The sequence below is a fragment of the uncultured Paracoccus sp. genome (assembly GCF_947496875.1).
Lineage (GTDB): Bacteria > Pseudomonadota > Alphaproteobacteria > Rhodobacterales > Rhodobacteraceae > Paracoccus.
In genome coordinates this window covers 162,435-175,233 of sequence record NZ_CANMEH010000005.1, presented here as the reverse complement: position 1 = coordinate 175,233, position 12,799 = coordinate 162,435, and the positions used below count along the sequence as shown (strand labels likewise).

At 68.8% G+C, this 12,799-nt stretch carries 13 protein-coding genes; 9 read left to right on the top strand and 4 right to left on the bottom strand.

What is annotated here, in order from left to right:
* The first annotated feature begins 19 nt into the window (after positions 1–19).
* Positions 20–901, top strand: coding sequence for a dTDP-4-dehydrorhamnose reductase (gene rfbD, locus Q0938_RS08810; protein WP_299361054.1), 882 nt, complete (start codon positions 20–22; stop codon positions 899–901).
* A complete protein-coding gene (rfbA, locus tag Q0938_RS08805; RefSeq protein WP_299361051.1) occupies positions 898–1,767 on the top strand; it encodes a glucose-1-phosphate thymidylyltransferase RfbA in 870 nt (289 codons plus the stop codon). The genes rfbD and rfbA overlap by 4 nt, the downstream gene beginning before the upstream one ends.
* Before the next feature lie 20 nt (positions 1,768–1,787).
* Here rfbA and Q0938_RS08800 read toward each other — a convergent pair whose 3' ends face one another.
* The gene (locus tag Q0938_RS08800) at positions 1,788–2,972 is read right to left on the bottom strand and encodes a MalY/PatB family protein (RefSeq protein WP_299361049.1); all 1,185 of its coding nucleotides are present in this window, start codon (positions 2,970–2,972) and stop codon (positions 1,788–1,790) included.
* 76 nt (positions 2,973–3,048) lie between these two features.
* Here Q0938_RS08800 and def point away from each other — a divergent pair, with 76 nt between their 5' ends.
* Together def and Q0938_RS08790 are read left to right on the top strand one after the other, a co-directional pair.
* Entirely contained in the window at positions 3,049–3,576 is a 528-nt protein-coding gene (def, locus tag Q0938_RS08795; RefSeq protein ID WP_299361046.1) for a peptide deformylase, read from the top strand.
* A 129-nt stretch (positions 3,577–3,705) separates the two neighbouring features.
* Positions 3,706–4,413, top strand: coding sequence for a glutathione S-transferase N-terminal domain-containing protein (locus tag Q0938_RS08790; protein ID WP_299361043.1), 708 nt, complete (start codon positions 3,706–3,708; stop codon positions 4,411–4,413).
* A 57-nt stretch (positions 4,414–4,470) separates the two neighbouring features.
* On the opposite strand, the gene Q0938_RS08785 is transcribed toward Q0938_RS08790, so the two are convergent.
* Positions 4,471–5,064 carry a thioredoxin family protein gene (locus Q0938_RS08785; protein WP_299361040.1) on the bottom strand — a complete coding sequence of 198 codons (594 nt, stop codon included), beginning with the start codon at positions 5,062–5,064 and terminating at the stop codon, positions 4,471–4,473.
* 98 nt (positions 5,065–5,162) lie between these two features.
* On the opposite strand from Q0938_RS08785, the gene fmt reads away from it, so the two are divergent.
* Together fmt and Q0938_RS08775 are read left to right on the top strand one after the other, a co-directional pair.
* The gene (gene fmt / locus Q0938_RS08780; RefSeq protein ID WP_299361037.1) at positions 5,163–6,056 is read left to right on the top strand and encodes a methionyl-tRNA formyltransferase; all 894 of its coding nucleotides are present in this window, start codon (positions 5,163–5,165) and stop codon (positions 6,054–6,056) included.
* A 106-nt stretch (positions 6,057–6,162) separates the two neighbouring features.
* Positions 6,163–7,542: an MATE family efflux transporter gene (locus Q0938_RS08775; protein ID WP_299361034.1), complete on the top strand. Its 1,380-nt coding sequence runs from the start codon at positions 6,163–6,165 to the stop codon at positions 7,540–7,542.
* On the opposite strand, the gene Q0938_RS08770 is transcribed toward Q0938_RS08775, so the two are convergent.
* Positions 7,539–8,369: an ABC transporter permease gene (locus Q0938_RS08770; RefSeq protein ID WP_299361032.1), complete on the bottom strand. Its 831-nt coding sequence runs from the start codon at positions 8,367–8,369 to the stop codon at positions 7,539–7,541. The two genes, Q0938_RS08775 and Q0938_RS08770, sit on opposite strands and share 4 nt — an antisense overlap.
* Before the next feature lie 123 nt (positions 8,370–8,492).
* Between Q0938_RS08770 and Q0938_RS08765 the strand changes: the two genes are divergently transcribed.
* The gene (locus tag Q0938_RS08765) at positions 8,493–9,167 is read left to right on the top strand and encodes a GcrA family cell cycle regulator (protein ID WP_299361030.1); all 675 of its coding nucleotides are present in this window, start codon (positions 8,493–8,495) and stop codon (positions 9,165–9,167) included.
* 15 nt (positions 9,168–9,182) lie between these two features.
* On the opposite strand, the gene Q0938_RS08760 is transcribed toward Q0938_RS08765, so the two are convergent.
* Positions 9,183–9,851 (bottom strand): hypothetical protein, encoded by a 669-nt coding sequence (locus Q0938_RS08760; RefSeq protein WP_299361027.1) that lies wholly within the window; start codon positions 9,849–9,851, stop codon positions 9,183–9,185.
* Positions 9,852–9,993: 142 nt separating this feature from the next.
* Here Q0938_RS08760 and metG point away from each other — a divergent pair, with 142 nt between their 5' ends.
* Positions 9,994–11,712, top strand: a complete 1,719-nt coding sequence (gene metG / locus Q0938_RS08755) for a methionine--tRNA ligase (protein WP_299361024.1) — start codon at positions 9,994–9,996, stop codon at positions 11,710–11,712.
* A gap of 109 nt (positions 11,713–11,821) precedes the next feature.
* A complete protein-coding gene (gene rocF / locus Q0938_RS08750; RefSeq protein WP_299361021.1) occupies positions 11,822–12,742 on the top strand; it encodes an arginase in 921 nt (306 codons plus the stop codon).
* Positions 12,743–12,799 lie beyond the last annotated feature (57 nt).

Here is a 12,799-nt window from a genome sequence, read left to right as displayed (position 1 = left end):
ACGGCACGCGAGTGGATCGATGCGCGATACGAAGGGGACGCACATGGACGGGCTGCTGATCTTTGGCAGGACCGGGCAGGTCGGCAGGGAACTGGCGCGCCTGCGGCCGGATGCGCGCTTCGTCGGACGCGACGAGGTCGACATGGCCGATCCGGGCCGCGCATTCGACGTGATCGTGCAGGCGGGGCCCGCCGCGGTGATCAACGCGACGGCCTGGACGGCGGTGGACAAGGCCGAGTCGGAGGCGGACGCCGCGCGGACCGTCAACGCCGAGGCACCGGGGGCGATGGCCGCGGCCTGTGCCGCGCTGGGGATCCCCTTTCTGCACATCTCGACCGATTATGTCTTCGACGGATCCGGCACGCGACCGTGGTCCGAGGAGGATGCGACCGGGCCTCTGGGAGTGTATGGCGCAACCAAGCTGGGGGGCGAACGGGAAGTTGCCGCGGCGGGCGGGCAATGGGCGGTGCTGCGCACCTCATGGGTGTTCTCGGCGCATGGCAGCAATTTCGTGAAGACCATGCTGCGGCTGGGCGCCGAACGCGAGGCGCTGACCATCGTCGCCGACCAGATCGGCGGCCCGACCCCCGCCGCCGACATTGCCGCTGCGCTGCTGACGATGGCGCAGGCAATGCTGGCCGACCGCGACAAGGGCGGGCTGTGTCACTTCGCCGGCGCCCCCGACGTCAGCTGGGCCGGGTTCGCGCGCGAGATCTTCGCCCGGGCGGGGCTGGACTGCCGGGTGATTGAGATTCCCACGATCGAATATCCCACCCCTGCACCTCGGCCGCTGAATTCGCGGCTGGATTGCAGCCGGATCGTGCGTGATTTCGGCATCGTGCGTCCGGATTGGCGGACCGGTCTGTCCGGGGTGCTCAGGGAACTGAAGGAAACCGCATGACCCGGCGCAAGGGCATCATTCTGGCCGGCGGGTCCGGTACGCGGCTTTATCCGATCACCATGGGCGTCTCGAAGCAGCTGCTGCCCGTGTACGACAAGCCGATGATCTATTATCCCTTGTCGGTGCTGATGCTGGCCGGCCTGCGCGAGATCGCGATCATCACCACGCCGGACGACCAGGCGCAGTTCCAGCGGCTGCTGGGCGATGGCGGCCAGTGGGGGCTGCAGCTGACCTGGATCGTCCAGCCCCGGCCGGAAGGCCTGGCCCAGGCCTATCTGCTGGCCGAGGAGTTCCTGGCGGGTGCGCCCTCGGCGATGGTGCTGGGCGACAACATCTTCTTCGGCCACGGCCTGACCGAGCTTCTGGCCGACGCGGATCGCCGCGACGAGGCGACGGTGTTCGGCTATCACGTGGCGGATCCCGAACGATACGGGGTGGTGGCGTTCGACAGCGACGGCCGCGCCATCCAGATCATCGAGAAGCCCGCGGTGCCGCCGTCCAGCTACGCGGTGACCGGCCTCTATTTCCTCGATGGCAGCGCGCCGGCGCGGGCCCGGTCGGTGCAGCCGTCGGACCGCGGCGAACTGGAGATCACGACCCTGCTGGAAACCTACCTGCGCGAGGGACGGCTGAACGTGCAGCGGATGGGGCGCGGCTATGCCTGGCTGGACACCGGCACCCATGCAAGCCTGCTGGATGCCGGCAATCTGGTCCGCACCCTGGAACAGCGCCAGGGCATGCAGGCGGGGTCCCCCGACGAGATCGCCTATGATAAGGGCTGGATCACTCCCGCCCAGCTGCGCGCCCAGGCCGAGAGGTTCGGCAAGAACGAATATGGTCGCTATCTGGCCCGGCTGCTGGACTGACCGGAGCCGCCGCGGGCAGATCACTGCAGGTCGCGAAACGCCTCGCGCAGGCGCGCGACCGCCTCGTGCACCCGCACCCGCGGCGTCGCGATGTTGAACCGCATCCAGCCCTGCCCGCCGCTGCCGAAGCTTTCGCCATGACTTGCGGCGATCCGGGCCTGACCCTCGATCCGGTCATGCAACTCGGCTGCGGCCAGGCCGGTGCCGCCGAAATCCACCCAGGACAGATAGGTGGCCTGCAGGGGCATGGATCGCACCCCCGGAATGTCGGCCATTCCTTCGTCGAACACGCGGGCGTTGCCGGCAAGGTAGGTCATCAGCGCATCCACCCACGCCGCCCCCTCGGGGGAATAGGCGGCGGTCACCATCGGCAGCCCGAACAGTCCGGGTGAAATGCCCAGCGCCATCATCCGCGCCTTGTACCGCTCGCGCAGCCTCGGATCGGCGATGATCGCATTGCCGAGATGCGCGCCGGCGATGTTGAAGGTCTTGGTGGCCGAGGTGAGCGTGATCAGCCGATCCGCACTGTCCGGCGCCGCCCGTGCGGTCACCGTGTGCGCGGGCGCGCCGGGCATGACCAGGTCGTGGTGGATCTCGTCGGACACCAGGATCAGGTCGCGGTCGCGGCAGAAATCGGCGATCTGGCGCAGTTCGCCGGCGGACCAGACCCGGCCGCCCGGGTTATGGGGCGAACACAGGATCAGCATCCGTTCGCCGCCGGTCAGACGCCCCGCCCATCCGTCCCAGTCCAGCGCATGGCGGCCTTCGTCCATCGCCAGCGGCAGTTCGACGACCTGCCGGCCGCTGGCCCGGATCACCCGGGCGAAGGCGTGATAGACGGGGGTCATCAGGATCACGCCGTCACCCGGACTGGTAAACGCGTCGACCGCCAGGGCCGTGCCGTTGACCAGCCCGTGGACGGACAGGATCTCCTCTGCCGCGACATCCCAGCCATGCCGCGTCCCCATCCACCAGCGGATCGCGCCCAGGTAGGGCCGGTTCTGACCCGGGTAACCATAGATCCCGTGCGCGACGGTGCGTTCCAGCGCCGTGCGCACCGCGTCGGGCGCGGGGAAGTCCATGTCCGCAACCCACATCGGCAGCACGTCCGGATCGGCGATCCCGAAGACCGCCGGCATGTCGTCCCACTTGTTGCAGAGCGTGCCGCGGCGTTCGATCAGCGCGTCGAAATCGGGTCCGGTCATGGGCATTCCTCTGGTTGCAGCGCCGCGAGCATACCGATCTGTTGCGCGCAAGGAAGGCTTGGCCTAAATCGCCGGAATGACGATCCGCCCGATCCTGATCCATCCCGATCCGCGCCTGAAAAAGGTCTGCGCGCCCCTAGGTCGGGTCACGCCCGAGATCGAGACGCTGGCGGCGGACATGCTGGCCACCATGTACAACGCGCCGGGCGTGGGGCTGGCGGCGCCGCAGCTGGGGGTGCTGTCGCGGCTGTTCGTCATGGACTGCACCAAGGACCCCGCCGCCGCGCCGCAGCCGATGGTGCTGATCGACCCCGAGATCGTCCAGACCTCGGATGAACTGAACACCTATGAGGAAGGCTGCCTGTCGATCCCGGACCAGTACGCCGACGTGACCCGCCCCGCCGAGGTGCGGATGCGCTGGACCGGGCTGGACGGCCGCATTCACGAGCGCGACTTCGACGGGCTGTGGGCGACCTGCGCCCAGCACGAGCTGGACCATCTGAACGGACGCCTGTTCATCGATCACCTGGGTGCGATGAAGCGGCAGATGATCACGCGCAAGATGGTCAAGCTGAAACGCGAGATGGAGCGCGAGCGGGCCTGACCGGGCCGGCGGCGCCCTCGCGCCGGGACGCCATGGCAGGCGCCGCTCCGGCAAAGGCGCGGGCGCAACGACTTGAACCCGCCGCGTCACCGGCAGATCAAGGGGGACCCGAGAGGCGAGGCGGACCCCATGACCCAACCCATCGAACTGCACTACTGGCCCACCCCGAACGGCTGGAAGGTGTCCATCGCGCTGCACGAGATGGACCTGCCCTACGACCTGCGCCTGGTGAACATCGGCGCCGGCGACCAGTTCAAGCCGGAGTTCCTGTCGATCTCGCCGAACAACCGGATGCCGGCCATCGTTGACCCGGACGGCCCCGATGGTCGGCCGATCTTGATCTTCGAGTCGGGCGCGATCCTGCAATACCTGGCCCGCAAGACCGGGCGCTTTCACGGCACCACCGAACGAGAACGCGTCGAGGTGGACCAGTGGCTGTTCTGGCAGATGGGCGGCGTCGGGCCGATGGCCGGGCAGGCACACCACTTCCTGCGCTACGCGCCCGAAATGGACCCGCCACAGGTGCTGCCCTATGCCCAGACCCGTTACCGCAACGAGGTCGCGCGCCTCTACGGCGTGCTCGACAGGCGGCTTGCGGATCGGGAATACGTGGCCGGCGACTACTCCATCGCGGACATGGCGATCTGGCCATGGGCCGTGCTGTGGGAGGGCCAGCAGCAGGACATCACCCGGTTCCCGAACATGCAGGCATGGCTCGACCGGGTCGGCGCGCGCCCGGCGGTGCAGCAGGGCTATGGTCTCGCCGCGGAACTGCGCAACCAGACCAGCAGTCGCGAGTCGCACAAGCACCTGTTCGGCCAGCCCGACCAGCGCTGACCCGCGGCGGAGCACCGGCAGATCGCGGGAGGCAGCGCCAGGACGATCCCGCGCCGCCTACTGAGCGGGGGCGTCCGGGTTCACCTGCTCGGCCACGAATTTCTGAAAGTTCTGACCGCTTTCATAGTGCTTTTCCTTGACCCACGTCAGCAGCGCGCGGGTCGTCCCTTCCTTGAACGCGCCCGGCATCGTGGCCACTGACGCCTTTGCGGCGGTCGTGTCCTGCGGCACCTCCTCGGGCATGAACATCATCGTGGGTGTGAACATCACGCCCCAGCGCATCACCATGTCCTTTTCCGGCAGCGCCGTTCCGTCAAAGTCGGTGACCTCGACGTCACCGAACATGTTCAGCCGGATGACGTAGTAATCATCGGTCAGGCTGGCGGCGATGTCGGGCTGGGAAAACACCTCTTCGTGCATCTGCTTGCAGTAGATGCAGCCGCGCTGCTCGACCAGGATCAGCAGGCGTTTTCCGGCGGTGTTCGCATCGGCCAGATCCTCGCGCAGGTCCTTGAATGTTTCGTGGATCCAGGGCTCTTCGTGCAGGCCCGCATCGTCCAGTGTGGCGGCGGCGGCCATCGTGGCGGCGAGAACGGCGATCGACGAGGTGACGACGGCGACCCGGACGATCGCGCGGAGACGGTTCAGCATGGGCGTTTCCCCCTGATCTTCGGCCGCGGTGGCCTTTCCCCTTCCATCAGCGTCGGGCAAAGACGGCGGCGCGTCAATTGTCAGCAACGGGGGATGCCATGCGCGTGATCTTCATGGGAACGCCGGCCTTTTCGGTCCCGGCGCTGCAGGTCATCGCCGCGCGCCACGAGGTGATCGCGGTCTATTCCCAACCGCCCCGCGCCGCAGGGCGCGGGCAGCAGCCACGTCCCTCGCCGGTGCAGAGCGCCGCGACGGCGCTGGGGCTGCCGGTGCGGACCCCGGCGCGGCTGAAATCGCCCGAGGATCAGGCCGCCTTCGCCGCCTTGCAGGCCGATGTGGCCGTGGTGGTGGCCTACGGGCTGATCCTGCCACCCGAGGTGCTGCAGGCGCCGCGGCTGGGCTGCCTGAACATCCACGCCTCGCTTCTGCCCCGCTGGCGCGGCGCCGCACCCATCCATCGCGCCGTCATGGCGGGCGACGAGGAAACCGGCGTCGCGATCATGCAGATGGAGGCGGGGCTGGACACCGGTCCGGTGCTGGCCGAGGCGCGGACCCGGATCGGACCCGAGGACACCACCGGCGACCTGCACGACCGTCTGGCCGAACTGGGCGCATCGCTGATCGTCCGGACACTGGACCGGCTGCCGCTGCCCGCGACAGCGCAGGCCGGCGACGGGGTGACCTATGCCGCCAAGATCGACAAGTCCGAGGCCCGCATCGACTGGTCCCGCCCCGCGGTCGAGATCGACCGCCAGATCCGCGGCCTGTCGCCGTTTCCCGGCGCCTGGTGCGAGATCGCCGGCGAACGGGTCAAGCTGCTGCGCTCTCGCCTGCGGGACGCCGGCGGCACGCCCGGCCAGGTGCTGGGCGGGTTCGTGGTGGCCTGCGGCCAGGGCGCGATCGAGGTGACCGAGGCGCAGCGCCAGGGCCGCCGCCCGATGCAGGCCGGTGACCTGCTGCGCGGCCTGGATCTGCCCGACCGGCTGGACTGACGCGGGCCGGATCGCAAGGCGCAGGCGCCGCGCCGAGGACGGCCGGCGCCGACGACCGGCGGATCATCGTTCTTGCCCGGGTCGCACCGGCGTGAGACAGGGGTTCATGCCGCCTCTGCGTCCTCATCTGGTGCCGACCCTGGTGCTGGGCCTGCCGCTGATCGGCAGTCACCTAGCGCGCATGGCGATCGGCGTCATCGACACGCTGATGATCGGCCGCTACGGGGTCGATGCGCTGGCGGCGCTGGTGCTGGCCACCTCGGTGTTTCTGATCCTGGTCATGGGCGGGGGCGGCTACGCGATCGGCCTGATGGGCCGCATCGCCGCCGCCCTGTCGCGGGACGACCACACCGATGTGCGCCGGGCCACGCGCATGGCGCTCTGGCTGTCCGGGCTGCATTCTGCCCTGACGTTCCCGCTGCTGTGGGGGTCTGGACCGATCCTGTCGGCCCTGGGCCAGGACCCGCAGATCGCCGGGTTGGCGCAGGACTGGCTGCGGGTCATGGGGTTGGCGATGCCGGCGGTCCTGGGCGGCATGGTGCTGAACAGCTATCTGGCGGCGCTCGGGCGGGCCAACCTGGTGCTGTGGGTCACGCTGGCGGGGCTGCCGCTGAACGCGGCACTGAACTGGCTGCTGATCTTTGGCCCCGGCCCCTTTCCGGCGTGGGGCGTGTACGGCGCCGCCCTGGCCAGCCTGGCGGTCAACTGGCTGCAGCTGCTGGCGCTGGCGCTGTATGCCAGCTGGCTGCCCCAGGCGCGGCGCTTTGCGCTGTTCACCCGGTTCTGGCGACCGGACTGGCCGGCGTTTCGCGAGATCCTGTGGCTGGGCCTGCCGATCGGGCTGACGCTGGTGGCCGAGATCGGGATGTTCACCGGCGCCAACCTGATGATGGGATGGTTCGGGCCGGACCCGCTGGCGGCGCACGGGATCGCGCTGCAGATCGCCTCGCTTACCTTCATGGTGCATCTGGGGCTGTCGAATGCCGCGACCATCCGCGTGGGCGCGGCGCAGGGACGCGGCGACGGCCCCGGCCTCTCGGCGGCGGCCGCGGCGGCCACGCTGTTGTCGACGGGGTTCGCGGTGCTGACCATGGGGGTGTTCGTGCTGTGGCCGGAATGGCTGACCGGGCTCTATCTGGACGCCGACAATCCGCGCGCGCCCGGCATCGTTGCGCTGGCGGCCGCCCTGATGATCTATGCGGGCGCGTTTCAGGTGGTCGACGCGCTGCAGGCCATGGCGCTGGGGCTGCTGCGGGGCGTGCAGGACACCCGCGTGCCCATGGCGCTGGGGGTGGTCAGCTACTGGATCATCGGATTGCCGGCGGGGTATCTGCTGGCCTTTCCGCTGGGCATGGGCCCGGCGGGGCTGTGGGCCGGGCTGGTCATCGGGCTGACAGCCGCCGCCGTGCTGCTGATGACCCGGTTCTGGCGTCGCGGCGCCGCTTGGGTGGCGGTCGGCACCGCGCCCGCCCGGGCCGGGGCCTAGGCCTTCATCCGGTAGCCGCTGCGCAGCCAGCGCCAGGCCACCCACGCAACCACCGCCACGGACAGGACCGACACGGCAAGGCCGCGCAGCGGCGGCGCGTCGCTGACCCCGGTGAACCCGTAGCGGGCGCCGTCGATCAGATAAAAGACGGGGTTCCAGTGCGACAGCGTCCGGAACGGTTCCGGCAGCATCGCGACGGAATAGAACGTGCCGGACAGGAACGACAGCGGCGTCACGATGAAGTTGGTGATGGCCGCCATCTGGTCGAACTTCTGCGCAAAGATCCCGCCCAGCAGGCCCAGCCCGCCCATCAGCAGCGCGGCCAGCACGACAAAGGTTGCGGCCCACAGCGGTTGCGCCGGAACCACGCCCAGGGCCAGCGCCAGCCCGGTTCCGATCACCAGCGCGACCAGCGACGCCCGCGCCAGCGAGCCCACCAGATAGCCGACCAGGATCTCGCCCGGGGACAGTGGCGGCATCAGCGTGTCGACGATGTTGCCCTGCATCTTGGCCGAGATCACCGACGACGAGCTGTTGGCAAAGGCGTTCTGGATGACCGTCATCATCAGGATGCCCGGCCCCAGGAACACGATGTAGGGCAGGCCCATCACCTCGCCCCGGTCGCGCCCCAGCGCCAGGGCAAAGACCATCACGAACAGCCCGGCGGTCATCAGCGGCGCGAACACGGTCTGCTGCCACACGGCCATGAACCGCATGATCTCGCGCCAGATCAGGGTGCGCAGGCCCAGCCAGTTGATCCGGCCGAACCGGCGCACGCCCATCGACGCATCGGACGTCATGCCGGCATCGGCGGATCGAGGGCGCATGCGCGGGTCATCCTTGAAATCGGAAGGGTCAGGAACTATTCCCAATCAGCCCGGTTAAAGACAGTCCGGTGCCGAAATGCAAGCTGCGGGCGGCGATCGCGCGCCCCGCGAGGAAGGCAAGCCATGTCCTGGACGGATGAACGCGTCGAGACGCTGAAACGCATGTGGGCCGAAGGTCTTTCGGCCAGCCAGATCGCCAAGGATCTGGGTGGGGTCACGCGGAATGCCGTGATCGGCAAGGTTCACCGGCTGGGGCTGTCGAACCGCACGGAGACGGTAGAGACGGCGGGCGCGGCCCCGGCGCCCGAACCGGCCGCCTCACCCGAACAGCCGCCGGCCGAATTGCCGGCAGACACGGACCCCATCTTCGAGCCGGGCAGCCCGCAGCCCGCGAACGAGGTGGCCCCGCCGGCGGATCCGGCGCCCGGTGACGCCGATGCCGCCGCAGACGACACCGGGGATGAGACCGTCGCCCCGGCAACGGCGCCGGCACCCGTCGCGCCCGTCTTCACCTCGCGCCGCCCCATCGTGCCGGCGGGTCAGCCGCTGCCCCCCCAGCCATCGGCCAACGAGATTTCGCCCGAGGCGCTCGCCTCGGTCCGCGAGGTGGAGAAGAAGGCGCGAAAGCTGTCGCTGATGGAACTGACCGAGCGGACCTGCAAATGGCCGATCGGCGATCCCGCGACCGACAAGTTCTGGTTCTGCGGCCTGCCCAGCCAGCCCGGCAAACCCTATTGCGAGGCGCATGTCGGGGTGGCGTTCCAGCCGATGAGCTCGCGCCGCGACCGCCGGCGCTGAGGGCGGCGATCGGCGTCAGGGGCGACGATCGGCCGGTTTCGGGGATCCCTGCCCCCAGTCGCGGCGGAAATAGACGATCGCCTGGATCAGGGTCAGCGCTGCGACCAGTTCCAGCAGCTCTTCCAGCCGCCCGAGACGGATCCCAACCGACGGGTCCAGGTCGATGCCCAGCGGCGCCAGCTTGCGCCCCGCGCCGTCCAGGCTCTTGGCGACGGCGATCGCCGCAAGGGCAAGAAGCACGAGCCACGCCGACGGGTCGGCATGGCGCAGCCGGTGCAGCCAGCCGCGCAGGTTGCGCCGGACAAGCCGCACCAGAGCGACCAGCAGCAAGATCACCACCGTGGCCCCGATCAGCTTTTCCACCAGGGGCCCGTCGGCGCTGTACAGCCGCAGTTGCAGCACCCCGTTGCTGGTGAAGCGCTTGTCGAAATCGAGCTCGCGCATCGCCGCCAGGATCAGCAGCACGGGAATGTGCCAGTCCCGCCGCGATGCCGGTCCCGGATGCAGGCTGTACCACAGCACCGTCGCCCCGATCAGGTGCACCGCACTGATGTATTCGATCGCGCCCTCTTCCTTGAAGACCCGGGACACGTCGTCGTACAGCATCAGGTCGATGCCGATGAAGACCAGCGTGACGGACAGCGTCCATGCCAGAAAAAGCGAGGGATGCGTCAACCGCAGCACGTCGGCTCCTGCTCGGGTTCGGGGGCGCGCCAGACTTAGAACGATCGCCTGTCAGCGGCAACTCGGCAGCCGGCCCCGACGCGCGGCCCTTCACCTGGCCCGGGGTCGCCGCTAGACAGGCCGCAGCACAGAAGGACGCGACATGGCCCGGCATCTGATCACCTCTGCCATCCCCTATATCAACGGCATCAAGCATCTGGGGAACCTGGTGGGCAGCCAGTTGCCGGCGGACCTGTTCGCCCGCTACCAGCGGGCCCGCGGACATGAGGTGATGTTCATCTGCGCCACCGACGAACACGGCACCCCGGCCGAGCTGGCGGCGGCCAAGGCCGGCAAACCGGTGGACGTGTTCTGCGCCGAGATGCATGCGGTGCAGGCCGACATCGCTGACCGCTTCGGCCTGTCGTTCGACAAGTTCGGCCGCTCCTCCAGCCCGCAGAACCACGCGCTCACCCAGCATTTCGCCGGGAAGCTGGCCGAGAAGGGGCTGATCGCCGAGGTCAGCGAGCGGCAGATGTATTCGCATGCCGACGGCCGCTTTCTGCCGGACCGCTATATCGAGGGGACCTGCCCCAATTGCGGCTATGACCGGGCCCGCGGCGACCAGTGCGAGAACTGCACCAAGCAGCTGGACCCCACCGATCTGATCGAGCCGCGTAGCGCGATCAGCGGCTCGACCGATCTGGAGGTGCGGGAAACCAAGCACCTCTACCTTCGCCAGTCGGCGCTGAAGGACCGTCTGGCCGCGTGGATCGACAGCAAGACCGACTGGCCGATCCTGACCACGTCGATCGCGAAGAAGTGGCTGAACGACGGCGAGGGGCTGCAGGACCGCGGCATCACCCGCGATCTGGACTGGGGCGTCCCGGTGAGGAAGGGCACCGAGCCCTGGCCGGAAATGGAGGGCAAGGTTTTCTACGTCTGGTTCGACGCGCCCATCGAGTACATCGCCGCCACCAAGGAGCTGACCGACGAACGGGGCGAACCCGATGCCGCCTGGCGGCGCTGGTGGCGGCTGGACGAGGGGGCGGGGGACGTCACCTACACGCAGTTCATGGGCAAGGACAACGTGCCGTTCCACACGCTCAGCTTCCCGGCCACGATCATGGGATCCGGCGAGCCGTGGAAACTGGTCGACTACATCAAGTCGTTCAACTACCTGAACTACGACGGCGGCCAGTTCTCGACCAGCCAGGGCCGCGGCGTGTTCATGGACCAGGCGCTGGACATCCTGCCCGCGGATTACTGGCGCTGGTGGCTGCTGTCGCATGCACCCGAGGGGTCGGACGCCGAATTCACCTGGGAAAACTTCCAGGCGACCGTGAACAAGGACCTGGCCGACGTGCTGGGCAACTTCGTCAGCCGCATCACCAAGTTCTGCCGGTCGAAATTCGGAGAAAGCGTCCCGACCGGGGGCGAGTGGGGCGAGGCCGAACAGGGGCTGCTCGACGCGCTGACCACCCGGATCCGGGCCTATGAGGGGTTCATGGCCGCGATGGAGGTCCGCAAGGCCGCGACCGAACTGCGGGCAATCTGGGTGCTCGGCAACGAATACCTGCAGTCGGCGGCACCCTGGGCAACCTTCAAGACCGATCCGGACCGCGCCGCGATGCAGGTGCGGCTGGGACTGAACCTGATCCGCCTCTACGCGGTGCTGTCGGCCCCGTTCATCCCCTTTGCTGCCGATGCGATGCTGGCGGCGATGCGGAGCGGCGACTGGAGTTGGCCGGATAGCGTGGCGGCGGCGCTGACCGCCCTCGCCCCGGGTCACGCCTTCGGTGTCCCCGAGGTGCTGTTCGTCAAGATCACCGATGAGCAGCGAGAGGATTGGCAGTCGCGTTTCAAGGGGGTACGCGACTGAGACCCGCTGGTTGCATGTCCGGTGATGCGCCTCGCCAGCCGTTCCGGTGGCCACCGGCACTGCGCCCCGCTAGCATGGCACCACCGTTAGCGGATCACAGGACGCGAAATTGACCCATTGCATCCTGATCGGCGCCCCGGTCGACGAAGGGCAGCAGCGTCCGGGCTGCCTGATGGGTCCTGCCGCCTATCGTGTCGCGGGGTTGGGCCGCACCCTTGCGGGGCTGGACCACGGTGTCGAGGACCGCGGCGACGTCACGCTGGGCGAGGTGGGGATGCAGGCCTGCACCAACCCGCTGGTCCATCATCTGCCCGAGGTGATCGGCTGGACACGCGCGCTGGCCCACGTGGCCGAGGCCGCCTGCGCCGACGGCATGCCGATCTTCATGGGCGGGGATCACGCGCTGTCGCTCGGCTCGGTCGCCGGGGTCGCCCGCCACGCGGCGCGGCTGCAGCGTCCGCTGTTCGTGCTGTGGCTGGACGCGCATTCCGACATTCACAGTCTGGACACCACCCGGTCCGGCAACCTGCACGGCACGCCGCTGGGCTACTTGGCCGGTCGGCCGGGGTTCGATCCGTTTCCGCCGTTTCCCGCGCCGGTCCCCGAACGCAACATCTGCCTGTTCGGAATCCGCTCGATCGATCCGGACGAACACGCCGCACTGGCGCAGACCGACATCGTCGTGAACGACATGCGGGTGCTGGACGAGTACGGCTTTGCCGTCCCGATGCGCGCGTTCCTTGAACGCGTCGCGGCAGAGAACGGCCTGCTGCATGTCAGCCTCGATGTCGACTTTCTGGATCCTTCGGTCGCGCCCGCGGTGGGCACGACGGTGCCCGGCGGCGCCACCTTCCGCGAGGCGCATCTGGTCTGCGAACTGATCCACGAAAGCGGGCTGATGACCTCGCTCGACCTTGTCGAGCTGAACCCGTTCCTGGACGACCGCGGCCGGACGACACGGATGATGGTCGATCTGGTCGGCAGCCTGATGGGCCGCAAGGTGTTCGACCGGCCGACACGCAGCAGCTGAAATCGGCCGGCGGGGGTTGACCCGTCGGGGCAAGGCCGGTCATGTGCCGCGATCATC

Excerpts from the sequence above, each read along its gene's own strand:
- Q0938_RS08765 (WP_299361030.1), top strand. The coding sequence starts at position 8,493 with ATGTCCTGGACGGATGAACGCGTCGAGACGCTGAAACGCATGTGGGCC.
- Q0938_RS08800 (WP_299361049.1), bottom strand. The coding sequence starts at position 2,972 with ATGACCGGACCCGATTTCGACGCGCTGATCGAACGCCGCGGCACGCTC.
- Q0938_RS08770 (WP_299361032.1), bottom strand. The coding sequence starts at position 8,369 with ATGCGCCCTCGATCCGCCGATGCCGGCATGACGTCCGATGCGTCGATG.
- Q0938_RS08790 (WP_299361043.1), top strand. The coding sequence starts at position 3,706 with ATGACCCAACCCATCGAACTGCACTACTGGCCCACCCCGAACGGCTGG.
- rfbD (WP_299361054.1), top strand. The coding sequence starts at position 20 with ATGCGCGATACGAAGGGGACGCACATGGACGGGCTGCTGATCTTTGGC.
- rfbA (WP_299361051.1), top strand. The coding sequence starts at position 898 with ATGACCCGGCGCAAGGGCATCATTCTGGCCGGCGGGTCCGGTACGCGG.
- Q0938_RS08775 (WP_299361034.1), top strand. The coding sequence starts at position 6,163 with ATGCCGCCTCTGCGTCCTCATCTGGTGCCGACCCTGGTGCTGGGCCTG.
- def (WP_299361046.1), top strand. The coding sequence starts at position 3,049 with ATGACGATCCGCCCGATCCTGATCCATCCCGATCCGCGCCTGAAAAAG.
- metG (WP_299361024.1), top strand. The coding sequence starts at position 9,994 with ATGGCCCGGCATCTGATCACCTCTGCCATCCCCTATATCAACGGCATC.
- Q0938_RS08785 (WP_299361040.1), bottom strand. The coding sequence starts at position 5,064 with ATGCTGAACCGTCTCCGCGCGATCGTCCGGGTCGCCGTCGTCACCTCG.
- fmt (WP_299361037.1), top strand. The coding sequence starts at position 5,163 with ATGCGCGTGATCTTCATGGGAACGCCGGCCTTTTCGGTCCCGGCGCTG.